We start from the raw sequence: 25,472 nt of genomic DNA on the forward strand, positions 1-25,472 counted from the left end.
CCCGGCGGCAGCTGGAACGACGGTCGCGTCGGCTACCGCGAGGGGACGGTCACCTCTGTGGGCGCGGCGGCGGGTGTCGGGGGCGAGGGCTCGCGCGGGGTGCGGGTTGTGGCGAGGACCGTGGCCGTGGCGAGCAGGGCCAGCAGGGCCGACGTGAGGGGGAACCACCGGTCGCCCAGCAGCGCGACGGAGACGCTGCCCGCGCCGCCGCCCGCCGCCATGCCCAGGTAGAGGGAGCTGCTGTTGATCGAGATCAGCAGCGGCGCGTTGGGCGGGTCGATGGAGGCCAGCCGGTGCGGGAGGGCGACGGCGACGGCCCAGCCGGCGACAGGGACCACCAGGGCGTAGAGCAGCGCGCCCGGCATGGTCCGGCCGAGCCAGGGGAGGGCCACGAAGGCGAGGGCCGGGATCGCGCTTCCGATGAGCATGACCTTCCGTACGCCCCAGTGGTCCACGGCCCGGCCGCCCAGCCAGCTGCCGGCCACCGAGGCGACGCCCATGACCAGCATGACCAGGCTCAGCCGCCCGGCCTCGCCGCCCGTGGCCGGGTGGACGGCCGTGGCGATGTAGATGTAGACGGAGTTGAAGGCGAGGAAGAAGAGGAAGGTGGTCGCCGCGGCCCCCAGGACGCGCCGGTCGCGCAGCGGGGCCAGCCGCTCGCGCAGGCCGGGCGGCGTGGTGGCGGATCCCGTGGTGGGCAGGCCGGTGGGCAGGTCGCGCAGCAGCAGGGCCTGGCCCGCGAGGGCCGCCGCGCCTAGGACGACGACGAGCCACATGGTCAGCCGCCAGTCCGCGCGGCCGATCCAGGTGCCCAGGGGGACGCCGAGCGCGGTGGCGACCGTCATGCCGCCCAGCACGGTGGCCAGCGCCCGGCCGCGCCGCTCCGGCGGGACGAGTGAGGTGGCGACGGCGTTGGCGGTCGGGGTGTAGAGGGCGGCCCCGGCGGCCGCCAGCACGCGGGTGGCGAGCAGCAGGGGGTAGGTGGGGGCGAGCGCGCTGAGCGCGTTGGCGGCGGTGAAGAAGGCGAGCGCGGTGAGCAGCAGGCGGCGGCGCGGCCAGCGGGCGGTGACGGTCGCGAGGACGGGCGCGAGCAGCCCGTACGAGAGCGCGAAGACGGTGACCAGCTGCCCGGCGGTGGGGACCGAGACGCCGAGGTCGCGGGAGATCAGGCCGAGGATTCCGGCCATGACCATGGAGTCGGTGCCCACCGCGAAGGTGCCGAGGGCGAGCAGGAGCAGGCGTAGCCGCACGGGTGTCCTCCCCGAGAAATTGTTTGACGACAGTCCAACCATAGACATCGTTGGATAGGTGTCAAACTGTTTCGCGTCTTTCGGGTGGACGGATGTCAAACTGTTCGGAGAAGGTGAGACGAGCGAGAGGGAGCAGCGCGTGGTGGACGAACGGCTGCCCCAGCCCGATGCCGAGGACATCGAGCTGGTCAAGGTCATGCACGCGCTCGGCGATCCCGTGCGCATGCGGCTCCTGAGCGTCTACGCCGACGGTGGGGAGCACAGCTGCGCGCCCGAGGCCGTGGGTCTCGGGCATCTCCACAAGTCCACCGTCTCGCACCACATGCGCGTGATGCGCGAGGCCGGGATCACCACGACGCGGGTCGCCGGGCGCAACCGCTATGTGCGGCTGCGCCGGGACGAACTCGACGCCAGGTTCCCCGGCCTCCTCGACGCGCTGCTGAAGTCCCTCCCGTAAAGGGGCTGCTGAAGTCCCTGCCGTAAGGCGCTTGAACGGCCTGTCAGGCCAGCTGCTCGGGCAGCGGCGCCGCGTGGACCACCGTGAGCCCCGACACCGCCCGGGTCAGCGCCACATACAGGCGGCGCAGACCGGTGCGCTCGTCCGGCTCGCCGTCCACCACGGCGGCCGGCTCGTCCAGCACCACGTAGTCGTACTCCAGACCCTTCGCGAGCGTCGCCGGTACGAGCGTGAGGCGGGCCTCGGCGCTGGTCTCCTCGCCGGGGGCCAGGTATGCCAGGCCCGCCGCGTCGAGGGCGCCGGCCAGCACGGGGATCCGCGCGTCGGCCGCGATCAGGCCGATCGAGCCCTCGTGGCCCAGCGCCTCGCGGCACGCGGCGATCACGGCGGAGTCCAGCGCGCCGGGGTCCACGGCCCGTACGGAGAAGTCGCCCGCCGCCTCGCGGATCGAGGTGGCCTCCGACAGGCCGGGGGCGATCGCGGGCAGCAGCCGGGAGGCGTACGCGATGACCTCGCGCGGCACCCGGAAGCCCTGCGTCAGCTCCTCCACCGTCGCCCCCGGCTTGCCGAGGTGGGCCAGGGCCTCCTCCCAGCTCGCGGTCGCCCACGGGGTGGTGCCCTGCGCGATGTCGCCGAGGATGGTCGCCGAGCCGGTGGTGCAGCGGCGGCCCACCGCCCGGTACTGCATCGGGGACAGGTCCTGCGCCTCGTCCAGGACCACATGGCCGAGCGAGTGGGTGCGCTCGATCAGGTCGGTGGCCTCGTCGATGAGCACCGCGTCCGCCGGGGACCACGCCGCCGACTTCACGCCGCGCGGCGGCTTGGTCCACAGGATGGTCTTCTGCTCGTCCGCGTCGAGGATCCCCGCCGCCTGCTCGGCCAGGAAGTCGGCGTCGGACAGCAGCCGCAGCACCAGCTTGGCCGGGTCGACGGGCGGCCAGATCGCCTTGACGGCCGCCTTCACGGCCGGGGTGCGGGCCACCGCGTTCTGCACCCGGTCGTCGGGCGCCTCGCCGGCCTGTTCCATCCGTACCAGCACGGTGTGGGCGATCCGCTGCGGCAGCGCCTCGCGGGCGGCGCCGTACCGGATGTCGCGGTCCAGCAACTCGCGGACCATCTGCTCCAGTTCGTATGCCGGCACCCGCCAGCGGCGCGAGCCGCGCACCACCACGCACGGCTCGGTCGGCAGGGTGACGTGCGAGCGGACGGCGCGGCGCAGCACCTCCGCCATCCGCGCGTCGCCCTTGATGCCCGCGGCCTCGGCGCTGTCCGTGCCGCGCACCTCCACATGCGCGACGAGGTCGTCCACCGTGGCCTGGCCCACCTGCAACTCCCCGAGCGCGGGCAGCACTTGCTCGATGTAGTGGAGGAAGGAGCGGTTCGGGCCGATGACCAGGGTGCCGGAGCGGGCGAGCCGCTCCCGGTGCGCGTACAGCAGATACGCCACCCGGTGCAGGCCCACCGCCGTCTTCCCGGTGCCCGGCGCCCCCTGCACGCAGACCGTGCCGCCGATCCCGGCGCGCACGATCTCGTCCTGCTCGGGCTGGATCGTGGCGACGATGTCCCGCATCGGGCCCACGCGCGGCCGCTCGATCTCGGCCTGGAGCAGCTTGCCGGCGCCTTCCTCCTCGGCCGGGTCGGTGAGGTGCTCGTCCTCGTACGCGGTCAGCTCGCCGCCGGTGTAGCCGAAGCGGCGGCGCAGTCCGACGTCCATCGGCGCCTTCTTCGACGCCTGGTAGAAGGCTTGCGACACGGGCGCGCGCCAGTCGATGACCATGGGGTCGCCGTCCGCGTCGTGCACATGCCGCCGCCCGACATAGAAAGTGTCCGTTGAGCCGCCTCCGGCGGCGGGCCGCTCACCCTCCGCGCCCTCCGCCGCCTCCGCGCCCGGCGCGTGCAGATAGTCGAGCCGGCCGAAGAACAGCGGGGTGTGGGCGAGGTCGGCGAGCGCCTTGATGCGCTGGTCGACCTGGTGCTGGAGCGCTTCGGCGTTCACCCAGTTGGCGGTGACGTCCTTGAGGTCGAGCGCCTCGACGTCGGCGCGCATGGCGCGCAGGGCGGCACGGGAAGCGGCGAGATGGGCGCGCTCCCGCTCCAGCGGGTCGGGGTGGTCAGGGGCGTGCGAGGGCACGGCGTAGCCTCCGGCGGGTTACGGCAGAGCGAGTACGGGATGGAGCGAGAAGCCGCCCGGTTTCCGTGCGGGCGGCGGCTCTCCCTGAGCGGGAGGCGGCAAGACGCGCGATTGTAGCCAGCGCTCCGTGTCCCCGCGAATGGATTTCCGCCGCCTCCGCACCCGGCGCCCCCGCCCCCACGGCCCTCGCCCCCGCGGGCCCCGCCGGCCCGCGGCCCCGCCGCCCCGTCACCCTGTTCCCGTCACCCCTTGAGGCTGTCCAGGAAGTCGAACAGCTTGGTCGTCAGCCGGGCCGTCTGCTCCTCCAGGGTGAGGGATTCGGAGATGCGGCTGCCGCCCGGATCCGGGGTCTTCTTGCCCCGCAGATACAGCGAACACTGCAGGTCGGCGCAGATGTAGAGGCCCGCCGAATTGCCCTCGCGCCCCGCCTTCCCCGCCTTGCGGGCCGTCATCAGGGACACGCCGCTGCCGGGGTGCGTGGTCAGACACAGCGAGCACATGCCGCGGTGCAGATGGCCACGCTGCTGCCCCGGGGTGCGGAGGGCCACGCTGACGAGCCTCCCGTCGCGTTCCACCACGACATAGCCGCGGTCCGGTGCCGCCGGGTCGCGCCACCCGAGGAAGTCCAGGTCGTCCCAGGGTCGCTCGTCCAGATCGCGCGGCACGGCGAGGCGCTTGGCCTCCCCCTTGGAGCAATTCACGAACGACCCGCGGATCGCCTGCTCAGTCACAGCCTTCATGCAACGGAAGCTAACAACGCCTAATCCGGCTAGGCAAACGATTAATGGCTTTAGGTTTCGGGGCCCCGGGCCTTCCCGCCTGGTTGGATGCTGCCGGAGGCGCCGCGAGGACCCGGCGCCGAAGGAGAGGGAGGTGGCGCATGCCCCGTGCGGGTCTGACGCCTGAGCGGGTGGCGGAGGCGGCCGCGGATCTGGCGGACTCCATCGGGCTGGAGAACGTCACGATCTCCGCGCTGGCGCGGAGCTTCGGCGTGGCCGACGCGAGCCTGTACTCGCACGTCAAGAACATCCGGGACCTGCGGGTGCGGGTCGCGTTCCTGGCGGCGAGCGACTTCGCCGACCGCATCACGGCCGCCGTGGCCGGGCGGGCCGGGCGCGACGCCCTGGTCGCCTTCGCCAACGCCTACCGGGACTTCGCCCTGGCCCACCCCGGGCGGTACGCGGCCACCCACATCGAGATCGCCCCCGAGGAGGCCGTCCGGTCCACGGGCGGCGCCCGCATCATCGGGGCCACGTACGCCGTCTTCCACGCGTACGGGCTGAAGGAGCCCGACCTGACCGACGCCGTACGGCTGCTGCGCAGCACCTTCCACGGCTATGTCAGCCTGGAGGCCATCGGCGCCTTCCGCGACCCGCGCGAGGTCCAGGCATCCTGGGACCGCGGGGTCGAGGCCCTGGCCACGCTGCTGGAGAACTGGCCCTCCAGCAAGTCCTAGGCGATCACACGTCCTCGCCCGCCGGCAGATCGCTCGCGTCCACGATCCGGTAGGCGTACCCCTGCTCGGCGAGGAACCGCTGCCGGTGGGCGGCGAAGTCCTGGTCGATCGTGTCGCGCGCGACGACCGAGTAGAAGACCGCCGGGTGGCCGTCCGCCTTCGGCCGCAGCACCCGGCCGAGGCGCTGGGCCTCCTCCTGCCGGGACCCGAACGTCCCCGACACCTGGATGGCGACGGTGGCCTCCGGCAGGTCGATCGAGAAGTTGGCGACCTTGGAGACGACGAGGACGGAGATCTCCCCCTGCCGGAAGGCGTCGAACAGCTTCTCGCGCTGCGCGTTCGTCGTCTCGCCCTTGATGACGGGCGCGTCCAGGTGCTCGCCCAGCTCGTCCAGCTGGTCGATGTACTGGCCGATCACCAGGGTCTGCTGGCCCTTGTGCCGCGCCACCAGCGCCTCGGTGACCCGGCGCTTGGAGGCGGTCGTGGCGCAGTAGCGGTACTTCTCGTCGGCCTCGGCGGTCGCGTACGCCAGGCGCTCGGTCTCCGTCAGGTTGACCCGGACCTCCACGCAGTCGGCGGGCGCGATGTAGCCCTGCGCCTCGATCTCCTTCCACGGCGCGTCGAAACGCTTGGGGCCGATGAGGGAGAAGACGTCGGACTCCCGCCCGTCCTCCCGCACCAGCGTCGCGGTCAGCCCCAGCCGGCGGCGCGCTTGGAGGTCGGCCGTGAACTTGAAGACCGGCGCGGGCAGCAGATGCACCTCGTCGTAGACGATCAGGCCCCAGTCGCGGGAGTCGAAGAGCTCCAGATGCGGGTAGATGCCCTTCCGCCTGGTCGTGAGCACCTGGTACGTGGCGATGGTGACCGGGCGGATCTCCTTGCGCGTACCGCTGTACTCCCCGATCTCGTCCTCGGTGAGGGAGGTGCGCTTGACCAGCTCGTGCTTCCACTGGCGGGCCGAGACGGTGTTGGTCACCAGGATCAGGGTGGTCGACTTGGCGGTGGCCATCGCCCCCGCGCCCACCAGCGTCTTCCCGGCGCCGCACGGGAGCACCACGACCCCGGACCCGCCGTGCCAGAACCCCTCCACGGCCTGCTTCTGGTACGGCCGCAGCGCCCAGCCGTCCTCGGCCAGCTCGATCGGGTGCGCCTCGCCGTCCACATACCCGGCCAGGTCCTCGGCGGGCCAGCCCAGCTTCAGCAGCACCTGCTTGATCTGCCCCCGCTCGGAGGGGTGGACGACCACCGTGTCCGGGTCGACGCGCTGCCCGACCAGCGGCTGGATCTTCTTCGAGTGCAGCACCTCCTGGAGCACCGGGCGGTCGGAGGTCTCCAGCACCAGGCCGTGGGTGGGGTGCTTGAGCAGCCGCAGCCGCCCGTAGCGCGCCATCGTCTCGGCGACGTCCACGAGGAGGGCGTGCGGGACGGGGTAGCGGGAGTACTGCACCAGCGCGTCGACGACCTGCTCGGCGTCGTGCCCGGCGGCGCGGGCGTTCCACAGGCCGAGCGGGGTCACCCGGTAGGTGTGGATGTGCTCGGGAGCCCGCTCCAGCTCGGCGAACGGGGCGATGGCGCGGCGGCAGGCGTCGGCCTGCTCGTGGTCGACCTCGAGCAGGAGTGTCTTGTCGCTCTGGACGATCAGCGGTCCGTTCACGCGCCGGGGCCCTTCGTTGTCTGGGGGTTGGGTGGGGGTTGGGTGGGGGGTACGGGGGGGCGGGGTCACTGGGTGCGGGGGCAAGCATCCAGTGTTACGCACCGGGAGGGTGAACGGGAGCGGCGCCGGTGCGTCCGCCCTGCCCGGCCCCTGCCCGGCCCCTGCCCGGCCCCGCGCGGCCCTGCCCGGCCCCGCGCGGCCCCGCCCTCACGCCGAGTCGTCCGCCAGCTCCGCGACCCCTGTGATCCGGTGCAGCGGGTACGTCCGCACCTCGTCGGCCGTGTGGTCGTACGCCGTCACGAAGCCGCCCTCCACCCGCACCGGGGCGATGACGCGCTGGCTGGCCGCGCCGTCCGCGTTGACGTAGCCGATCCAGACGGCCGAGCCGGTGAGGGCTGCGGCCTGCATGGTGGCGAGGGTGTCGGCGGAGGTGGTGCGGGGCAGGCCACCGGCCGCCGTGGCGCCTGTGGGCACCGGCTTGTGCGGGGTCGTGGCGGCGCGGTCACCGGCGCGGATGGCGCGCACCGCCGCGCCCAGCAGCGTGTCGTCGGGCACCGGCGGGCCCTCGGGCACGGGGGTGGGGGCGGAGCGCGGCGGGGTGCGGTGGGCCTCGGCGCGGGTGATCAGCACATCGCCCTCGGCGGACTCGGCGGCCGGCGCGTACCCCATCGCGCGCAGCCCCTCCAGCAGCGCGTCCGGCGCCGCCTGCGCGGCCAGCACGGTCGGCGCGAGGCGGCGCAGCCGCAGCCCCGCCGAGCGGCGGTCGGCGAGGATCTCTGCCAGCAGCGCGTCGTCGTCGCAGCGCACATAGGCGGACGCGGCGCCGACGCGGAGGTGGCCGTGCTTCCGGGCCACGTCGTCGATCAGGTAGGCGAGCGGCTGCGGCACCGGGGTGCGGGAGTGCTCCGCGAGGAAGGCGTGCAGGTCGGACGCCGCCTGCCCGGCGTCCAGCGCGCGGCGTACGGAGGCGGGCGTGAAGCGGTAGACCGTGGCGCCGCCCTTGGACTCCACCTCGGCGAGGACCCCGAGCATCGCCGCGAGCGGCCGCTCCAGCGGGCCGGGCGCGACGGCGGTGAGGTCCGCCTGGAGCAGGACGTGGTCGAGCGGCTGCGGCAGCAGCGGCGCGAGCAGCCGCGCGGCCGCGGCCGCGGCGGTGGCGGCTTCGGCGGGGGAGAGGGGCCGGCCGGATGCCGCGGTCCGGGTCTCCGCGGCGGCCGCTCCCGCAGCCGGGCCTGCGGCCAGCCCTGCGGCCGGTCCGCCGGCGGCGGGGGTGGGGCCGGTGGCGGGGGCGGAGCCGGTGGCGGGGGCGCGGCCAGGACTGGAGCCGGGGCCGGTGGCGCGGGCGGTGGCCTGGTCCGCGTCCTCGGCGGCCGTCCGGCCGGTGGCCCGGCCTGCGGGCTCGGGGGCGGCACGGTCTGCGGGATGGGCGGCGGTTGGGGCGGCTTTCCGGCCGGTGGCCCGGCCTGCGGGCTCGGCAGGCCGAGCGGCCGATGGGCCGGCGGGCTCGCCCTCGGCGCCTCGGGCGGCGGCGCCCCGCTTGCCGGGCCCGCCCGCCTCCCCGGCCGAGGGGCCCGCCGGGGACGGGACCGTGGGCTGGGGCGGGCCCAGGAGGGCCCGGCCGTGGGTGGACAACGCGGCGCGTCCGGTGACACCGAGCAGCTCGGCCTCGGCCAGCGTCCACTGCGCCAGCCGCGACCGCAGATCGTCGGCGCGGGCACCGCGGTGGGGCGGGCGTTCCCAGCGCAGGCGGGCCAGCAGCGATTCGACGGTGGGCGGGGCGCCGGCCGGGAGGGCGGCGAGGAGTTCCAGCACGCGGTGGCGCACCTCGGGGGCGGGGGAGCGGTCCAGCTCCGGGCCGAGGGCGGCGAGCGTGCGGCCCTTGGCGTCGCGGCCGCCGACCAGGCCCGCCGTGCGCGTCGCGGTCAGCCAGGCGGAGGCGAGCCGCGCCCAGCGCTCCTCGTCGGGCAGGCGCAGCCAGTCGTCGTAGGCGGGGGTGGGCGCGTAGCGCTCGTCCGTCTCGCCGTCCGAGGCGAGCAGCCCCGCCGCGTACGCCAGCTCGGCCCAGAACGCGGCCGCCGGCTCCGGCACGTCGAGCGCCGCGGCGGCCCGCTTGAGGTCCCGTACGCTCAGGCCGCCCGCGCGCAGCACGGCCGGGCCGGCGGTCTCCCACTGGCTCAGCAACTCCTCGACGGTGGCCAGGGCGGTGAACGCCTGGCCCGCCGCGGTCGCGTCCACAGCCTGTGGATCGTGTCGCGCCGCTGGTTCGAGGGGCGGCGGCAGCGGCTCGGGCGCGCGGTGCGCGCGGCCGCCGCGCAGGTGCAGGGCCACCTCGCGGGGCAGCACCACGTTGCGCGGCCCGGACGGCAGCAGCAGGCCCCGGTCCAGCAGCCACCCGACGGGCGGACTGGGCGCCGCCACGGACGCCTCCCCGTACGGCGGCCCCCAGGCCAGCTTGGCCAGGACCTGCGTCGCGGCGGCGGGGGCCTGCGCGAGCAGCGCCGCCATGCGGGGGCGGTCCGCGAAGAGCGCGGTGAGCGCGGCGACGGCGGTGACCGGGTCGTGGGTCGGCGGCAGCCCGGCCGCCGCCAGGATCTCCTGCAGCCGCCCGGGCGACATCCCGGCCGTCGCCTCGTGGACGGTGGGGCCGAGGCCGGTCGGGGAGGGGGTGGTGGGCGAGGGCGCCAGCAGCTCGCGGACGGTGCGGACCAGCCGCAGCCGGTCGTCGCCACCCCAGACGAGGGCCTGGTCGCGGAGGGTGGCGACGGCGCGGGGGAGTTCGGCGAGGATCTGGTCGCGGGTCTGCGGGGCGATGTCGTCCTGCGCGCGGGGGGCGGCGGTCGGGGTGTCGGGGTCGCCAGGGGCGCTCGGGTAGCCGGGGGTGCTTGCGTAACCGGGGGTGCTTGCGTAACCGGGGGTGCCTGCGTCATCCGGCCTTTCCGGGCCGCCGGGCCCGCCCGGGCCCTCCGGGCCGCCGGGCCCGCTCGGGCCCTCCGGGCCGCCGGGGGCGCCGGGGATACCTCCGCCGCCCGAGCCGCCCGGGCCCTCCGGCGCGTCGCCTGCCATCAGGGCGGCCAGCGTCTCGTACGGGCACGGGTCCGGCGCTACGGCCAGGGCCTCGGCGGTCTGGAGCGCGAACCGGTCGAGCCGTTCCACGGCGCGGACGACCGAGGCGCGGGTGCCCGCCCGGGTGGCGAGTTGGGTGAGGTCGTTGGGGACCGGGGACAGCAGGTCGGGGCGGGCGCGCAGAAGGGTGGCGAGGGCGCCGTCGGGGCGGGTGCGCAGCTCTTCGGCGAGCGTGCGCGGCGCTCCGCGGCCGCTGTCCCGTGGGCCGGTCTCTGCAGGCACGTGTGCCTCCCGATTCCGCTAGCTGGTCATTCGATCCACAGTACCGGGGGGTGGTGAACTGCCGGAGGTGCGGCGGGCCGCCGGTCCGGCGCGGTACCGTCGGAACGGTCTGATACGCCAGCGGTGCGCATTCTCAGGGGTCTTGGTGGGGATCGAGAGCGAGCAGCTCGTCTACGACTATCTGAGCCGTGTCGGCGATCTGGCACAACAGGGGGGCCTGCCGTCCGGCGACCGGATGCGGCTGGTCGCCGAGTTGCGCGCCGACATCGACCGGCGGCGCGCGTCCGCCGGTACGGACAGCCCGGCCGGTGTGAAGCGGATCCTCGCCAAGCTCGGCACACCCGCCGACGTGGTGGCCGCCGCCGGGGGCCGGCCGCCCGCGGGCGGCGCGCCGGACGGTGGCGCGGCGGGCCCGGGGAGCGCCGGCGGGACGTACGGGAGCGGGGGGCCGCCGCGCGGGGCGTACGGGAGCGGGGAGCCGCGGCGCGGGGCGTACGCGAGCGGGGAGCCGCGGCGCGGGGCGTACGGGACCGGGGAGCCGCCGCGCGGGACGGGCGCGGCCGGGATGGCGCGCGCGGCGCGCGAGAAGCTGTCCGGGCTCGCCGAGCGCAGCGGGCTGACCGGCAAGGTGCCCACCCCGCGCGACGGCGACGCCCCGGCTCCCGGGCTGCGGCCCGGGGTCCCGGGCGAGTCGTCCTCCACCGGGGCGCCCCCCGCCGGGGCGTCCCCCGGGCAGCCGGCGGCCGACCACGGCAAGCCGCCGCGCGTGCCGTCGCCCGCCCGGAGGTCGCCCTCCGCCGCGTCGCCGCCCCACCTCGCGGGCGAGGACGAGCTGGGCCCCCGCGAGTCCAATCCCGACTGGTGGCACGTCGAGCCGGGCCCGTTCGCGCAGCCCGAGCAGCGGGACTCGCCGTTCGGGCAGGTGGAGGGGTTCACCGGCGGGATCGAGATCCCCGAACTGCTCGGCATGCCGACCGAGGCCGACCAGGAGAAGGACGCCAAGGAAGCCGCGGACCCGGACCAGGGCGCCGGGGAGGGGGCGGCCGATGGCGGCGGCAAGGAGGCGCGCCGGCCGGGGCTGCTGCGCCGCGCGTTGCGGCGGCGGCGCGGCGGGGACGCCGAGGCCGCCGCCGAGGGGGCCGAGCGGCCCGGCTCCCTCAGCCCGCTGCTCCTGCTGGCGGCCGCGCTGCTCGTGGCCGGCGCCGTGCTGGGCAACCTCATCGTGATGGCGTTCGGCTGGGTGCTCGCCTACAGCACGCGCAAGCTGTCGCGCGCCGAGGCGAAGTGGGCCGCGCTGGGCATGCCCGGCCTGGTCGCGGCCGTGGCCATGGCCTGGCTGTGGGGCCGGGCCACCGGCAAATGGGGCGAGCCGATCCCCCAGGACGGCATGAAGGACGCGCTGCGGGCGGCCTGGCCGGTCGTGGTGCGCTCGGCGGCCATCGCGTCGGCGCTCTTCCTCGTATGGCGCGCGAGGCGCCGCGGCTGACCCGAGGGCTGCCGCACCCAGGCTTCCGGACCCCGCCCCCGCCCCGGCCAGGCGGCTCCCGGCCCCGGGCCCCCAGCCTCGGCCAGGCGGGTCCCGGCCCCGGGCCCCCAGCCTCGGCCAGGCGGATCCCCGCCCCGGCCAGGCGGCTCCCGGCCCCGGGCCCCCAGCCTCGGCCAGGCGGATCCCCGCCCCGGCCAGGCGGCTCCCGGCCCCGGGCCCCCAGCCTCGGCCAGGCGGGTCCCGGCCCCGGCCAGGCGGGTCCCGGCCCCGGGCCCCCAGCCTCGGCCAGGCGGGTCCCGGCCCCGGCCAGGCGGGTCCCGGCCCCGGGTCCCCGGCTCCGGCCCCGGGCAGGCGGCTCCCGGCCCCTGGCCCCTGGCCCCCGGCCGCGGGCAGGCGGGCCCGGCCCCCGGCTCCGGTGGGCGGTCCGGGGCAGAATGTCGGGCATGCCTTCGTCTTCGTCGCCCGCCTCGCCCGCGGCGCCCGCTTCCCCCGCGCAGCCCCTGACGGTCGGGTTCGACCTCGACATGACCCTCATCGACTCCCGCCCCGGCATCAAGGCCGCCTACGAGGCGCTCTCCGCCGCCACCGGCACCTTCATCGACGCAGAGCTGGCCATCACCCGCCTCGGCCCGCCGCTGGAGCAGGAGCTCGCGCACTGGTTCCCCGACGAGCGGATCGAGGAGGTGGGCGAGGCCTACCGCGCGCTGTACCCGGAGTACGCGATAGCCCCGACCCTCGCCATGCCCGGTGCCCGTGAGGCCGTCGCCGCGGTGCGGGCGGCCGGCGGGCGCGCGGTCGTGGTGACGGCCAAGCACGAGCCGAACGCCAAGCTGCACGTGGCCCACCTGGGCATCGAGGCCGACGCGGTCGTCGGCTGGCTGTGGGCCGAGGCCAAGGCGGAGGCGCTGCGCGAGTACGGCGCATCGGTGTACGTCGGGGACCACACGGGCGACGTGCGCGGCGCGCGCACGGCGGGCGCGCTGTCCGTGGCGGTCGCGACGGGACCCTGTGACGCGGAAGAGCTGCGCTCGGCGGGGGCCGATGTGGTGCTGAACGACCTGACCGCGTTTCCGCAGTGGCTGGCGGGCCATCTGGAGGGATGACCTCGCCCAGGGCTACCAGGGCTACCAGGGCTGCCAGGGCTGCCAGGGCTGCCAGGGCTGCCAGGGCTGCCAGGGCATCAAGGCCCCAGGGCATCAAGGCCCCAGGGCATCAAGGCCCAGGACCCCAGGACCCCAGGGCCCCAGGGCCCCAGGGCCCCAGGGCCCCAGGGCCCCAGGGCCCCAGGGCCCCAGGGCCCCAGGGCCCCAGGGCCCCAGGACCCCGGGCCGTCGGCCTGCCAGCCCGTTCAGGCCGTTCAGGCCGAGCCGGGCGCTGAACTCCCCCGCGCGGCCGCGCGCCGCTGCGCCCTGATCGAGCGCAGCAGGCCCGCCGCGGCCAGCGCGAAGCCGACGCCCATCAGCATGCACACGAAGTACGCGACCGAGGGCAGCGGGTGCAGGCCCAGGAACAGGGGGGCGACGGTGATGAGGGTGGCCACCGCGCCCACGCCGAAGACGATCACGCCCAGGCGCACCAGCCGGTCGCCGGGCAGGTGCGGCTCCGGGCGGTGGCCGGGGGAAGCGCCGTGCGGGGTTTCATTGCTCACCGCACCAGGGTAGGTCCGAGCAGAGCGCGCGTAGGAACCACCACCCGGAACCACCCGGGTACGTCTTGTCACCAGGCTCCGGACCATTAGCCTTGGTGGTGGCGGGTCTTACGACCCGCTGTAGTGCTATCCAGAGCAGTTTTTACGTGCTTTTCCGACGAGTGACGAGGACGAGGACAGACGTGCCTACCGGCAAGGTCAAGTGGTTCAACAGCGAGAAGGGCTTCGGCTTTCTCTCCCGTGACGACGGCGGCGACGTCTTCGTGCACTCCTCCGTACTCCCGGAAGGTGTGGACTCGCTCAAGCCGGGGCAGCGCGTCGAGTTCGGCGTCGTGGCCGGTAACCGTGGTGACCAGGCACTTTCTGTGACGGTACTGGAGACGCCGTCCGTCGCGGCCGCCCAGCGCCGCAAGCCCGACGAGCTCGCCTCGATCGTCCAGGACCTGACCACCCTGTTGGAGAACGTGACGCAGCAGCTCGAGCGCGGGCGCTACCCCGACAAGGCCCAGGGCCACAAGATCGCGGGCATGCTGCGGGCGGTGGCCGACCAGCTCGACGTCTAGGCGCCCCGGCTCGGCGTCCAGGCGCCGGTCAGGCTGTCCGGGCACCTTCCGGACACCACCACCATCCAGACACCGTTTCAGAAGAACTCCAGCGCGTCGTGGCCGAGGGGCGGCACCAGCCCCTCGGCCGCCGCGCGTGTGAGCAGCCCGCGCACCGCCGCGTAGCCGTCCTCGCCCAGATCGGCGGTGAATTCGTTCACGTAGAGCCCGATGTGCTGGTCGGCGACGGCCGGGTCCATCTCCTGGGCGTGCTCCAGGACGTAGTCGCGCGAGGCCGCCGGGTCGTCCCAGGCCGACCGTACGGACGTACGGATGGCCTCGGCCACGGCCCGCAGCCGCTCGGCGCCCAGCGACCGCTTCGCGACGATCGCGCCGAGCGGGATCGGCAGGCCGGTGGTGAGCTCCCAGTGCTCGCCCATGTCGGCCAGGCGGTGCAGGCCGTAGTTCTGGTAGGTGAAGCGGGCTTCGTGGATGACGAGACCGGCGTCCACCCGGCCGTCCCGCACGGCGGGCATGATCTGGTCGAACGGCAGCACGATGACCCGGCCCACCCCGCCCGGCACCTCGCCGGCCGCCCACAGCCGGAAGAGCAGGTACGCCGTCGAGCGGTCGCTCGGCACGGCGACCGTCTTGCCCGCGAGGTCCTTGGCCCGCCCCGGCTCCTTGGTGAGCACCAGCGGGCCGCAGCCGCGCCCGAGCGCCCCGCCGCAGGGCACCAGCGCGTAGTCGCGCAGGATCCACGGCAGGACGGCGTACGACACCTTCAGCAGATCGCGCTCGCCGCGCTCCGCCATGCCGTTGGTGATGTCGATGTCGGCGAACGTGACGTCGATCGCGGGCGCGTCCGGGACGCGGCCGTGGGCCCAGGCGTGGAAGACGAAGGTGTCGTTGGGGCACGGCGAGTACGCGATGCTCAGCGGCTGGTGTGCGTTGGGCTGTGGCGCGCTCGGCCGGCGCGGGGCCGCCTGGGGTGCGGTCGGCTCGTGCTCGGTCGGTGACGGCTGCGGCGTCATGTGCTGGGTCCCTTCCAGATGGCGAGGGCGGGCGGGAGGTCGCGGAAGGCGCCCGCCAGGGCGTCGAGCGCCTCGCCGATCCGCCAGGCGGCGCGGTCGCGCGGGCCGACGGTGTTGGAGATCGCCCGCACCTCCAGGACGGGCACGCCGTGCGCGGCGGCCGCCTCCGCCACCCCGAAGCCCTCCATCGCCTCGGCGGCGGCGCGCGGGTGGCGCCGCAACAGCTCCGTGGCGCGCCCGGCGCTGCCGGTCACGGTCGAGACGGTGAGCACCGCGCCGCGCGCCGCGCCCGCCGCCTCGGCGACGGCCCGCACGAGCGCGGGCGGCGGGAGGTGTTCGACGGTCCCGAAGCCGAGGTCGGTGACGGCGGCGAAGCCGTCGGGCGTCTCGGCGCCCAGGTCGGCGGCGACGATCGCCTCGGCGACGACGACGGTGCCGAGCGGCGCCGGCGTGAAGCCGCCGCCGATTCCGGCCGAGACGACGAGCCCGTACGGCGCGGCATCGAGCCCCGCGGCCCCGGGCCCCGCGGCCCCGGGCCCCGCGGCAGCAAGCCCCGTGGGCCGCCCGGCTGTGCCGAGCTCGGCGGCGGTCAGGGCCGTGGCGGTGGCCGCCGCGGCGGCGGCCGGGCCGACCCCGGCGGCCAGCGCGTCCAGGGTGAGCGTGGGCCGTACGACCCGGTGCAGCGTCCGCCCGCCGGGCACGGAGACCTCGGCCGCCTCCGGGGTGTCGGCCGACTCGGCCGCCGCCGCGCGTACGCCACGTACCACCGCGTCCCGCTCGGCGGGTACGGCGGTGACGACGAGTACGCGCATCAGCGGCTCCCGGCTCTCCCTGCTGCGGTGCGGCCGCGGTGGGCGGCCGTCTCGGTCAGGCGTCGGACGTGAGGAGCCCGACGTCAGGGGTTGGACGTCAGGGGGCCCGACGTCAGGGGGCCCGACGTCAGGGGGCCCGACGTCAGGCGTCGGGTGTCAGGCGTCCCGGGTGAGCTTTATCGGCCAGGCGCCCTTGATGCCGTTCCCCTCACCGGTCTCCACGACCACGAGCGTCACGCTGTCGAGCGTGGTGACCCGGCCGGTCTGCGGGTTCCGCTGCTCGAAGAGCGTGTCGCTGTCGAGGCTGCGGTAGGTCTTGTTGGTCTGGTCGTTGACGACGCCCTGGGCCTCGCTGATCACGACCCAGCCCGAGTCGGCGATCTTCGGGTCCACGCCGACGCGGACCTTCTCACCGGGGCTGACCGACAGCGACTGCTCGGGCTTCTTGCTGAGGCACGCCGCGATCTGCTTCTCGGACTTGGCGACGATCTCGCCCTTCTTGTAGCAGTCCTTGGCGGCCTCGGTCGTCACGGTCTTGGAACCCACCGTGACCGTCGCCAGCGGGGTCGGCTTGTCGCAGGCGGAGAGGGTGGCGACGAGCCCGAGGGACACGGCACAGGCGGCGGTGGCGGCGCGGCGGCCCTTGCCCCTGGAAAACAGCGCAGCGGTCATGCGGGCAGGCTATCGGGCCCTTTTGATCGCCCTGCGCGGGGGTGTGCCGCTCGCGCCGTTCAGGCCACTCGCGCCGTTCAGGCCACTCGTGCCGTTCAGGCCACGCGCGGCCGTGCCGCTCCATGGCGGGCGGCTGCCAGCAGGCCTCGCAGGCTTGCCGCCGTGCCCACGGCGATCATCGCGGCGGCGGCGGACATGCCCAGCGCGCCGTTGAGCGGGAGGAGGATGCCCACGGCCCCGCCGACGACCCACGCCAGTTGCAGCGTGGTCTCCGAGCGGGAGAAGGCGGAGGTACGGACCTGCTCGGGCACATCGCGCTGGATCACCGCGTCCAGCGACTGCTTGCCCAGGGCCAGCGAGATCCCGGCGGTCGCGGCCACGGCGGCGACCATGACGGCGCTGTAGAGGGCGGCCGATGCGGCGATCACCCCCAGGGCCGAGGTCAGCACCACCGCGATGATCCGCTCCGGCCCGCGCGTCCGCAGCATGGCGCCGATCGCCGTGCCCAGCGCGTTGCCGCCGCCCGCCGCGACCGCGACCACGCCGAGCGAGATCTCCGGGCCCAGCCCGCCCAGCGGGTGCTCGCGCAGCAGGAAGGCGAGGAAGAAGGTCAGGAAGCCGGACAGCGCCTTCAGCGAGGAGCCCGCCTCCAGGGCGTGCAGCACGGACGGGCTGACCTTGCGCAGCCCCACGCGGCGCGGCGCCGCGTCTGCGGGCTCTGTGGGCTTTGCGGGCTCTGTGGGCTCTGCGGGATCGGTGGTCCCGGAGGCGGGCCCGGTCCCGGTGGCGGATCCGGCGGATCCGGCCGCCCCGGAGGCCGTCCCCGTCCCCGTCCCCGTCCCCGACCCCGACCCTGTGGCCGTTTCCGCCCGCGACCCGGCGGCGGGCGCGGCGGCTGGATCGGCGGCAGCGGCGGCCTCCTTCGCCGCTTTCTTCTCTGCTTCCCCTGATTCCCCCGATTCCCCCGATTCCCCCGGGGCAGGCCGGTGCGCGTGCTTCGGCAGGTGCAGGTGGCGCTCGCCCGACGTGAGCTGCACCCTGCCCTCGCCCTTCGCCGAGTCCACCTTGTGCGGGAGCGTGAAGGAGAGGAAGCCGCCCCCGACGAACACCGCGAACGCCCCGTACAGCGGCCAGGTCGGGCCGAGCTGGTGCAGCCCGGCCCCGACGGGGGCCGCCAGGCCGGTCGCCAGGAGCCCGGCGAGGGTGACCCGGGAGTTGGCCTTGACGAGGGAGAAGCGGGGTGGCAGCAGCCGGGGCACGACGGCGGACCGTACGACGCCGTAGGCCTTGGAGGCCACCAGCACGCCCAGCGCCGCCGGGTACAGCTCGAGGCCGCCGCCCACGACCGCGCCCGCCATCGTCAGCGCGAGCACCGCGCGGGCGAGCATGGCGCTCGCCATCGCGGCGCGGCGGCCGTGCGGGAGGCGGTCGAGCAGCGGGCCGACGACGGGGGCCAGAAGGGTGAAGGGGGCCATGGTGATGGCCAGGTAGAGGGCGACGCGGCCGCGTGCCTCGTCGGTCGGTACGGAGAAGAAGACGGTGGAGGCCAGGGCGACGGTGATCAGCATGTCGCCCGCGGAGTTCACGGCGTGCAGTTCGATCAGCTTGCCGAGGCCGGATTCACCGGCGCCCTGCGCGTGGGTGGCCCGGCGGATGCCTCTGCCGGTCGCGGTGAAGGGGAGGTGCAGTGCCCGGCCGATGCGACGGCCCGACCGTCGGATCGGGCCGTCGCCGATGAACCGCGTGACGTCCACCCGACCATGGTGCAGGGAAGTCGGCCGGTATGTGAGGCCCCGACCGCCATCCGGAACTACACATTCCCCTTTGGTGGCCCGGGGGCGAGTTCTTCCGGAGCCTCCTTCCGGGCCCGTGAACCGGGTCCCGCCGGGGGGGGGGCCGGCCCCAGGGTGCCCCCAGTTGTCCCCAGGTTGTCCAGGGACAGGGGTGGGGTTGGATGGGCCGGACAGGGTAGCGTGCGTTACGCGCCACCGACGGTCGTTCTTGGCCACGCGCCGAGTCACCATCCCGCAGAATGGGACGTACAAGGTGCGCCCGAGGCCGGATCGGGCGCGGACGTCGACGCGGTCCCCTGGTCCGCTCCGTCCGCGATCCCGTGTCCCGGCCGTACGGCTGGCGCACTCGTCAAACGGCTGCGACGGCGTGGAAGAGAGAATCGATCCTGTGAGTGCTGCGATGCGAAGCCGTACCCCCGACCGTCTGTGCGCCGAGGCGGTCGAACTCGCCCGTGAGGCGGCCGCGGAAGCCGCCCGTCCGGGCACGGTCGGCGAGTACGTGCGCGCCGTCGCCGACGCGGACCGCGTCGTCACCCACCTCTTCGAATGCCAGGAGCCGGGCTACCGGGGCTGGCGCTGGGCGGTGACCGTCACCCGCGCCTCCCGCGCGAAGGTCGTCACCGTCGACGAGACGGTGCTGCTGCCCGGCCCGGACGCGCTGCTGGCCCCCGAGTGGGTGCCCTGGAGCGAGCGGCTGCGCCCCGGCGACCTGGGCCCGGGCGATCTGCTCCCCAGCGAGGCCGAGGACCTGCGTCTTGAGCCCGGCTACTCGGGCGAGGACAGCCCGCCGCCGAACTCCGTCGTCTCGGAGGAGATGCAGCAGCTCGCGGCGGTCGAGGACGCCGATGTGACGGCGGGCCCGCCCGCCGCGCAGGAGACCCCGCCCGCGGCCGGGAGCATCGCGGCGGTCGCCGAGGAACTGGGCATGCGGCGGGCCCGCGTGCTGTCCCGCTACGGGCTGCATGTCGCGGCCGACCGCTGGGACGAGGCGTTCGGCGCCAAGACGCCGATGGCGCAGGCAGCCCCCGCGTCCTGCGTGACCTGCGGCTTCCTGGTGCCGATCGCGGGGTCGCTGCGGCAGGCGTTCGGGGTGTGCGCCAACGAGTTCAGCCCGGCGGACGGGCGGGTGGTGTCCCTGGCGTACGGCTGCGGGGCGCACTCGGAGGCCGCCGTCATGCCGAAGCCGCCGCGCCCGGCGCCGCCGGTGATCGACGAGACGGTCGTCGAGCCGCTGCCGCTGCGGGGGCCGGCGGAGCGGACTGGTGGGTCCGTGGAGCCCGACGCGCCGGCGGAGGAGCTCGGCCACTCCTGAGGCCGCTCCCGAGCCCGCCCCGAGCCCGCCCCGGGCCTGCTCCCGAGGCAGTTCCCCAGCCCGTCCCGGGCCCCTCCTCGCGCCCGTTTCCTGAGGCACCTCCTGAGGCCGTTCCTGAGCGCGCTCCCGAGCCCTGCTCCTGGGGACACCGCTGAGCGGGTTCGCACCGGCGCGTTGTCGGGTGGGGCGGGGGTGCGGGTGCGGGTGCGGGTGCGTTGGTGCGCCTGCCGCCCCCGCCGCCCCTGCGCCCGCTGTTCGCGCGCCTGCCGTTCGTACGAGGTGCGGGAGGCGCGCCCGTCCCCGCCCGCGCGCGACGCAGGATGGTAGATGAGGGCGGCGCGAGCGTGGCAGCGCAGTGACGGTACGTTCGGCGGCAGCAGTGGGGAAGGCGGTCCGCGGGGGAACTCGATGGCGTGGGCCGCGTTCTCCGCGGCAGACCCAGACGGACCAGACGGACCGGATGGACCCAGACGGACCCAGACCAGGACCCCGGAGGCGACACGTGAGCAGCACGGCGATGGTGCGAGGCGCGACGGAGGACGCGGACCCGTTCGGGACCGCGCGGCTGCGGCGCGCCGTGCTGGACGCCTGGGCCGCGTCGCCCGCGAGGTTCCGGGAGGACGCCAACGCCGAGATGGACCTCGTGCTGGGCGGCCACCGGGACCGCCTCGTGGTCGAACTGGCGCAGAACGCCTCGGACGCCGCGGCCCGGGCCGGGGTGCCCGGCCGGCTGCGGCTGACCCTGCACCCGGCGTCGGACGGCGAGCCCGCCGTGCTGGCGGTCGCCAACACCGGGGCGCCGCTGGACGCGGCCGGCGTGGAGTCGCTGTCCACGCTGCGGGCGTCCGCGAAGCGGGACACCGCCGGGTGGGACGAGCCGGGCGCCGTGGTCGGCCGGTTCGGGGTCGGCTTCGCGGCGGTGCTCGCGGTCAGCGACGAACCCGCGGTCGTGGGCCGCTCGGGCGGGGTGCGCTGGTCGCTGGCGGAGGCGCGCGAGCTGGCGTACCGCGCGGCCGGGACGAGCCCCGGCCTCGGGGACGAACTGCGCCGCCGCGACGGGCTCGTGCCGCTGCTGCGCCTGCCGCTGCCGGCGGAGGGCAGCGCGCCGGAGGGCTACGACACGGTCGTCGTGCTGCCGCTGCGCGACGGCGCCGCGCTGGACGTGGTGGAGCGGCTGCTGGACGGCATCGACGACGCGTTGCTGATCACGCTGCCGGGGCTGACGGAGGTCGTGGTCGAGACGCCCGAGGGCGTACGGACGGTGCGGCGCCGCAAAGAGGGTCCCTACACGGTCATCGAGGACAGCGGCGCCGAGAACGGGGCCCGCCGGTGGCGGACCGAGACCGCGGGCGGCCCGCTGGACGCCGCGCTGCTGGCCGACCGCCCGGTGGAGGAGCGGCTGCGGCCGGTGTGGTCGGTGACCTGGGCGGTGCCGGTGGACGCGGAGGGCGCGCCGGTGCGGCCCGGCACGGCCCCGGTGGTGCACGCGCCGACGCCGACGGACGAGCTTATGGGCGTGCCCGCGCTGCTCATCGCCTCCTTCCCGCTGGAGCCGACCCGTCGTCACATCTCGCCCGGTCCGCTGAGGGACTTCCTGGTGGAGCGCGCGGCCGAGGCGTACGCGGCGCTGCTGCGCGACTGGCACCCGGTCGGGGTGGGGACGATCGACCTGGTCCCCGGCCCGCTGGGCAGGAGCGAGCTGGACGGTGAGCTGCGGCGGCGGATCCTGGAGCTGCTGCCGCGCGTGCCGTTCCTGCCGAGCGCCGCGACCCCGGCGGGCGGCGAGGTCCCGGCGGGCGGCGAGGCGGACGCGGGCGCCGAGACGGGCTCGCCGGACGCGCTGGGGCCGGAGTCGCTGGGACCGGACGCCGCGCTGGGGCCGGACGCCGCGCGGGGGCCGGACGCCGCGCGGGGCGGGCCCGGGAATCCGGGCGGCGGCGCGCCGGCCGTGGAGTCGGGCCCGGCGACGTGGGACGACGACATCCTCGGCGACGTCCTCGTGGGCGGCTCCGGCAGCGAGCCGTACGCGCTGCGGCCCCGGGACGCGGAGATGCTGGAGGGCGCGGGCGCCGACACCGTGCGGGTGCTGGCCGAGCTGTTCCCGACCCTGCTGCCCGCCGGTCTGGAGCGGCGCCAGGAGCTGCGGGCGCTGGGCGTGGCGCGGGTGCCGCTCGGCGAGGTGATCGACCGGCTCGCGGGCGTCGAGCGCGCCCCGGCGTGGTGGCGGCGGCTGTACGACTCGCTGGGCGGCACCGACCCGGACCGGCTCAGCGGGCTGCCGGTGCCGCTGGCGGACGGGCGGACGACGATCGGGCCCCGGCAGGTGCTGCTGCCGCTGCCGGGCGAGGAGGCGGACGGCGACGACCGGCACCGCACCCTGGCCCGGCTGGGCCTGAAGGTCGCTCACCCGGACGCCGCCCACCCGCTGTTGGAGAAGCTCGGCGCGACCCCGGCGACCCCGCGCGCCGTGCTGACCACGCCTCAGGTGCGGGCCGCCGTCGCCCACTCGCTGGACGCGGAGGACGAGTACGACCCGTTCGCGGAGGACGCGGGCGCGGCCACCGCCGCGCTCGACCCCGACACGCTCGCCGAGACCGTCCTCGGCCTGGTCCAGCAGGCCCGGCTCGCGCCCGGCGACGAGCCGTGGCTGGGCGCGTTGGCGCTGCCGGACGAGGAGGGGGAGCCCGCCCCCGCCGGGGAGCTGGTCTTCCCGGGGAGCGCCTTCGAGCAGGTGATGCGGGAGGGCGAGCTGCCCGCGTGCGACGCGGAGCTCGCCGAGCGGTGGGGCGAGGAGACGCTGGCGGCGGTCGGCGTGCTGGCCGACTTCACGCTGGTGCGGGCCACCGACGTGGTCCTGGACCCGGACGAGCTGGAGCCGCGCGAAGGGGACTTCGCCGAGCCCGACGACGTGGGGCTGCTGGACGCGGTCGACGTGTGGTGCGAGGACGTCCTTGACCGGCTGCCGGAGACCCCGGTGCCCCCGGTGGCCACCGAGATCGTCGCCGTACGGGACCTGGACCTGGTGGACGACGACGCCTGGCCGAGGGCGCTGGCCATGCTGGCGCGGCCGCCGCTGCGCGACGCGCTCACCGCGCCGGTGCGGGTGCTGCTGCCGGACGGCACGACGGAGTCGGTGCGCTCGTACACCGCCTGGTGGCTGCGCGGCCACCCGGTGCTCGACGGGCGCCGGCCCGCCGGGCTGCGCGCGGCCGGGGGCGATCCGCTGCTGGCCGGCCTGTACGAGCCGGTGGACGCGGCCGGGTTTGAGGACGAGCAGGTGCTGCGCGCGCTGGGGGTGCGGACCTCGGTGGCCGCGCTGCTGGACGAGCCGGGCGGGGCGGCGGAGCTGCTGGCGCGGCTGGCCGACGAGGACCGCCCGGTGACGCCCGCCCAGCTGCACGCCCTCTACGGGCTGCTGGCCGATCTGGACCCCGAGCAGGTGACGCTGCCGGACGAGCTGCGCGCCGTGGTGGACGGCGAGCCGCGCGTGGTGGACGCGGCGGACGCGCTGGTCGCGGACGCGCCGGACCTGATGCCGCTGGCCGAGTCGGACGGGCGGGCGCTGCTGCCGGTGCGCCCGGCGCGGGCGGCGGACGTGGCGGAGCTGTTCCAGGTGCGGCGGCTGAGCGAGGCGTACCCGGCCCCGGTCGTCTCCCAGGGCGAGCCCCACGAGGTTCCGGCGGCGGTGCGCGAGCTGCTCCCGGGCGCCCCGCTGTCGTACGTCGAGCACGAGGAGCTGCTGGTCGAGGGCGGCGCGGAACTCGACGGGCGCGCCGAGTTGGATTGGCGATACGTGGACGGCACGCTGCACGCCTCGACGCTGGAGGGCGTGGCGGCGGGGCTGGCCTGGGCGGCGGGCCAGTGGGCGCGCCGCTTCGAGGTGGCGGCCCTGCTGGAGGACCTGACCCGCACCGAGGAACTGGCCCGCGCCCGCTGGTTCGACTGATCGCGGTTCGACCGACGGCTGGCGGGCCGGTCAACCAGCACTGACCCGCCGGCCGCCGGCTACCCCTTGCGCGCCACGCCCGCGTAGATCCACAGGTCCGTCTTCTCGGCCTCCGCCCGCTCCCGCTCGCTCTCCGGCTTCCAGCGGTGCGGCATCACCACGCCGGGCTCGACGAGTTCGAGACCGTCGAAGAAGGCCGTGACCTGGTCGAGGGTGCGCCCCTGTACGTGGATGCCGCTCGACCGGTAGAGGTCGGTGACCGCGTCGGAGAGGCCGGGGCGGGGGTCGAGCCCGCCGTGGGAGAGCACGAGGTAGCTGCCCGGCGCCAGGGGGGCCAGCAGCCGCTGGACGATGTCGTACGGCTGCTGGTCGTCGCCGATGAAGTGCATGAGCGCGTTGAGGGACAGCGCGATCGGCTCGCTGAGGTCCAGCGTGGCGTGGAGCTCGTCGGCGGCGAGGATGGCCTCGGGGGCCGTGACGTCGGCGTGGATGTAGGCGGTGCGCCCCTCGGGGCTGGAGAGCATCAGCGTCTGGGCGTGGGCCAGGACGATGGGGTCGTTGTCGGCGTACACGACCCGGGAGGCGGGGGCCGCCTGCTGGGCGACCTGGTGCAGATTGGGCTCGGTGGGGATGCCGGTGCCTATGTCGAGGAACTGCCGGATGCCCGCCTCGGTGGCCAGCCAGTGGGTGGCGCGGTGCATGAAGGCCCGGTTGGCGCGGGTCCACGGGATGACGTCGGGCCAGACGGCCTCGACCCGCTCGGCGGCCCGGGCGTCGACGGAATAGTGGGTCTTCCCGCCGAGGAAGTAGTCGTACATGCGAGCCGAGTGCGGCTTGCTGGTGTCGATTTGGTCCGCGCGGAAGCCATGGCCGGTCATGAAAAACACATTACTGGGCGGTTGGCGCTCAGAGGTGAGCAATCGTCATACCCAGAATGAAACGTGGAGTCACCGAAACCATTGTGAACGGATGGTGAAGATCGTACAGTTGTTCCCTCCTGGCTCCGCCGCCACATGTTCAGCGGCCGGGCCTTCTCATTCATCCTGTGGGGGACAGATGCGCAAGAGCGCTACCTTCGCCGTGCTCGCAGCCGCCGTCGCGCTGGGCGGGCTGGCGGCCCCGGCCGCCCAGGCGGACGGCTACGGCGACACGGAAATCAAGAGCGTGGTCGTGAACGGCACCGGGAAGGTCGCCGTCGGCACGTCGGCCGCCAAGACCTTCACGGTGAAGGTGACCGCGTCGGACGACTCGGGCATCAAGGCCGCCGACCTCTACCTGGACGGGCCGTCGTACGGCTTTCTGCAGCCGACCAAGAAGGTCAGCTGTGTCGCCTCGAACGCCACCACCTCGACCTGCACCGGCACCTTCACCGTCGACCCGGACGTCGACTTCTTCGACAACTCCCCGGCCGGCACCTGGTACGTCTCCGCGTGGGTGGACGCCAACGACGGGGACTACTTCACCACCGACAAGGCCGGCTCCTTCGCCATGCAGCGGTACTCCAAGCTGACGGTCAACGCCTCGCCCGAGCCGGTGAAGAAGGGCAGGACCATCACCGTGACCGGCGCGCTGACCCGCGCCAACTGGGAGACCGGCGCCTACGCGGGCTACACCAACCAGTCCGTCAAGCTCCAGTTCCGCAAGAAGAACAGCGACACCTACACCACCCTCAAGACGGTGACCTCCGCCAGCCGCGGGGCGCTGAAGACGACCGTCACCGCCACGGAAGACGGCTATTTCCGCTGGAACTTCGCGGGCACCTCCACCACCCCGGCGGTCAAGGCGGGCGGGGACTTCGTCGACGTCCAGTAGTGATCAGCCGGCGACCGGGATCGCTGAGTGATCAGTCAGTGATCAGGATCCCTCGGTGATCGGCACCCCTCAGTGATCAGGATCCCTCGGTGATCAGGATCCCTCCGTGATCGGGATCCCTC

General features: G+C 75.2%; 19 protein-coding genes. 8 read left to right on the forward strand and 11 right to left on the reverse strand.

The features are described from left to right. Positions 1-32: 32 nt before the first annotated feature. Complete coding sequence (locus tag ABFY07_RS31285; protein WP_346177711.1) at positions 33-1,250, reverse strand: MFS transporter; 1,218 nt, start codon at positions 1,248-1,250, stop codon at positions 33-35. Between the two features lie 139 nt (positions 1,251-1,389). Here ABFY07_RS31285 and ABFY07_RS31290 point away from each other — a divergent pair, with 139 nt between their 5' ends. Further along, complete coding sequence (locus ABFY07_RS31290; protein WP_346177712.1) at positions 1,390-1,707, forward strand: ArsR/SmtB family transcription factor; 318 nt, start codon at positions 1,390-1,392, stop codon at positions 1,705-1,707. A gap of 43 nt (positions 1,708-1,750) precedes the next feature. On the opposite strand, the gene ABFY07_RS31295 is transcribed toward ABFY07_RS31290, so the two are convergent. Together ABFY07_RS31295 and ABFY07_RS31300 are read right to left on the reverse strand one after the other, a co-directional pair. Beyond that, the gene (locus tag ABFY07_RS31295) at positions 1,751-3,838 is read right to left on the reverse strand and encodes a HelD family protein (RefSeq protein WP_346177713.1); all 2,088 of its coding nucleotides are present in this window, start codon (positions 3,836-3,838) and stop codon (positions 1,751-1,753) included. A gap of 242 nt (positions 3,839-4,080) precedes the next feature. Beyond that, positions 4,081-4,578 carry an FBP domain-containing protein gene (locus ABFY07_RS31300; RefSeq protein WP_346177714.1) on the reverse strand — a complete coding sequence of 166 codons (498 nt, stop codon included), beginning with the start codon at positions 4,576-4,578 and terminating at the stop codon, positions 4,081-4,083. A 140-nt stretch (positions 4,579-4,718) separates the two neighbouring features. On the opposite strand from ABFY07_RS31300, the gene ABFY07_RS31305 reads away from it, so the two are divergent. After that, positions 4,719-5,294 carry a TetR/AcrR family transcriptional regulator gene (locus ABFY07_RS31305; protein WP_346177715.1) on the forward strand — a complete coding sequence of 192 codons (576 nt, stop codon included), beginning with the start codon at positions 4,719-4,721 and terminating at the stop codon, positions 5,292-5,294. Between the two features lie 4 nt (positions 5,295-5,298). Here the strand turns inward: ABFY07_RS31305 and ABFY07_RS31310 are convergent, their stop codons facing one another. Beyond that, positions 5,299-6,948: a DNA repair helicase XPB gene (locus ABFY07_RS31310; protein ID WP_346177716.1), complete on the reverse strand. Its 1,650-nt coding sequence runs from the start codon at positions 6,946-6,948 to the stop codon at positions 5,299-5,301. 207 nt (positions 6,949-7,155) lie between these two features. Beyond that, positions 7,156-10,230, reverse strand: a complete 3,075-nt coding sequence (locus ABFY07_RS31315) for a helicase-associated domain-containing protein (protein WP_428837044.1) — start codon at positions 10,228-10,230, stop codon at positions 7,156-7,158. Between the two features lie 208 nt (positions 10,231-10,438). Here ABFY07_RS31315 and ABFY07_RS31320 point away from each other — a divergent pair, with 208 nt between their 5' ends. Beyond that, on the forward strand, positions 10,439-11,779 hold the full coding sequence (locus ABFY07_RS31320) for a hypothetical protein (RefSeq protein ID WP_346177718.1): 1,341 nt from the start codon (positions 10,439-10,441) through the stop codon (positions 11,777-11,779). 443 nt (positions 11,780-12,222) lie between these two features. Next, a complete protein-coding gene (locus ABFY07_RS31325; protein WP_346177719.1) occupies positions 12,223-12,882 on the forward strand; it encodes an HAD family hydrolase in 660 nt (219 codons plus the stop codon). A 254-nt stretch (positions 12,883-13,136) separates the two neighbouring features. On the opposite strand, the gene ABFY07_RS31330 is transcribed toward ABFY07_RS31325, so the two are convergent. After that, positions 13,137-13,427 carry a hypothetical protein gene (locus tag ABFY07_RS31330; RefSeq protein WP_346177720.1) on the reverse strand — a complete coding sequence of 97 codons (291 nt, stop codon included), beginning with the start codon at positions 13,425-13,427 and terminating at the stop codon, positions 13,137-13,139. Positions 13,428-13,609: 182 nt separating this feature from the next. Here ABFY07_RS31330 and ABFY07_RS31335 point away from each other — a divergent pair, with 182 nt between their 5' ends. Continuing rightward, on the forward strand, positions 13,610-13,990 hold the full coding sequence (locus tag ABFY07_RS31335) for a cold-shock protein (RefSeq protein ID WP_065960968.1): 381 nt from the start codon (positions 13,610-13,612) through the stop codon (positions 13,988-13,990). Positions 13,991-14,067: 77 nt separating this feature from the next. Here the strand turns inward: ABFY07_RS31335 and ABFY07_RS31340 are convergent, their stop codons facing one another. The 4 genes from ABFY07_RS31340 to ABFY07_RS31355 all read right to left on the reverse strand — a co-directional run bounded on the left by ABFY07_RS31340 (position 14,068) and on the right by ABFY07_RS31355 (position 18,208). Further along, a complete protein-coding gene (locus ABFY07_RS31340) occupies positions 14,068-15,003 on the reverse strand; it encodes a 1,4-dihydroxy-6-naphtoate synthase (RefSeq protein ID WP_428837041.1) in 936 nt (311 codons plus the stop codon). Continuing rightward, positions 15,000-15,815, reverse strand: a complete 816-nt coding sequence (locus ABFY07_RS31345) for a futalosine hydrolase (RefSeq protein ID WP_346177721.1) — start codon at positions 15,813-15,815, stop codon at positions 15,000-15,002. Before ABFY07_RS31345 ends, ABFY07_RS31340 begins: the two co-directional genes overlap by 4 nt. A gap of 156 nt (positions 15,816-15,971) precedes the next feature. After that, on the reverse strand, positions 15,972-16,487 hold the full coding sequence (locus ABFY07_RS31350) for a hypothetical protein (protein ID WP_346177722.1): 516 nt from the start codon (positions 16,485-16,487) through the stop codon (positions 15,972-15,974). A gap of 95 nt (positions 16,488-16,582) precedes the next feature. Further along, entirely contained in the window at positions 16,583-18,208 is a 1,626-nt protein-coding gene (locus ABFY07_RS31355; protein WP_346177745.1) for an MFS transporter, read from the reverse strand. Between the two features lie 472 nt (positions 18,209-18,680). Between ABFY07_RS31355 and ABFY07_RS31360 the strand changes: the two genes are divergently transcribed. Further along, positions 18,681-19,592: a DUF3027 domain-containing protein gene (locus tag ABFY07_RS31360; RefSeq protein WP_346177723.1), complete on the forward strand. Its 912-nt coding sequence runs from the start codon at positions 18,681-18,683 to the stop codon at positions 19,590-19,592. A gap of 517 nt (positions 19,593-20,109) precedes the next feature. Beyond that, entirely contained in the window at positions 20,110-23,538 is a 3,429-nt protein-coding gene (locus ABFY07_RS31365) for a sacsin N-terminal ATP-binding-like domain-containing protein (protein WP_346177746.1), read from the forward strand. A gap of 59 nt (positions 23,539-23,597) precedes the next feature. Here ABFY07_RS31365 and ABFY07_RS31370 read toward each other — a convergent pair whose 3' ends face one another. After that, entirely contained in the window at positions 23,598-24,416 is an 819-nt protein-coding gene (locus ABFY07_RS31370; RefSeq protein WP_346177724.1) for an SAM-dependent methyltransferase, read from the reverse strand. A gap of 178 nt (positions 24,417-24,594) precedes the next feature. Here ABFY07_RS31370 and ABFY07_RS31375 point away from each other — a divergent pair, with 178 nt between their 5' ends. Beyond that, positions 24,595-25,350 (forward strand): calcium-binding protein, encoded by a 756-nt coding sequence (locus tag ABFY07_RS31375; protein ID WP_346177725.1) that lies wholly within the window; start codon positions 24,595-24,597, stop codon positions 25,348-25,350. Positions 25,351-25,472 lie beyond the last annotated feature (122 nt).

The sequence above is a fragment of the Streptomyces sparsogenes subsp. cuspidosporus genome (assembly GCF_039532705.1).
In the GTDB taxonomy this organism is placed as follows: domain Bacteria; phylum Actinomycetota; class Actinomycetes; order Streptomycetales; family Streptomycetaceae; genus Streptomyces; species Streptomyces sparsogenes.

Coding starts and splice junctions, on each gene's coding strand:
- ABFY07_RS31300 (WP_346177714.1), bottom strand. CDS start 4,578: ATGAAGGCTGTGACTGAGCAGGCGATCCGCGGGTCGTTCGTGAATTGC.
- ABFY07_RS31305 (WP_346177715.1), top strand. CDS start 4,719: ATGCCCCGTGCGGGTCTGACGCCTGAGCGGGTGGCGGAGGCGGCCGCG.
- ABFY07_RS31325 (WP_346177719.1), top strand. CDS start 12,223: ATGCCTTCGTCTTCGTCGCCCGCCTCGCCCGCGGCGCCCGCTTCCCCC.
- ABFY07_RS31340 (WP_428837041.1), bottom strand. CDS start 15,003: ATGACGCCGCAGCCGTCACCGACCGAGCACGAGCCGACCGCACCCCAG.
- ABFY07_RS31345 (WP_346177721.1), bottom strand. CDS start 15,815: ATGCGCGTACTCGTCGTCACCGCCGTACCCGCCGAGCGGGACGCGGTG.
- ABFY07_RS31350 (WP_346177722.1), bottom strand. CDS start 16,487: ATGACCGCTGCGCTGTTTTCCAGGGGCAAGGGCCGCCGCGCCGCCACC.
- ABFY07_RS31360 (WP_346177723.1), top strand. CDS start 18,681: ATGCGAAGCCGTACCCCCGACCGTCTGTGCGCCGAGGCGGTCGAACTC.
- ABFY07_RS31365 (WP_346177746.1), top strand. CDS start 20,110: ATGGTGCGAGGCGCGACGGAGGACGCGGACCCGTTCGGGACCGCGCGG.
- ABFY07_RS31370 (WP_346177724.1), bottom strand. CDS start 24,416: ATGACCGGCCATGGCTTCCGCGCGGACCAAATCGACACCAGCAAGCCG.
- ABFY07_RS31375 (WP_346177725.1), top strand. CDS start 24,595: ATGCGCAAGAGCGCTACCTTCGCCGTGCTCGCAGCCGCCGTCGCGCTG.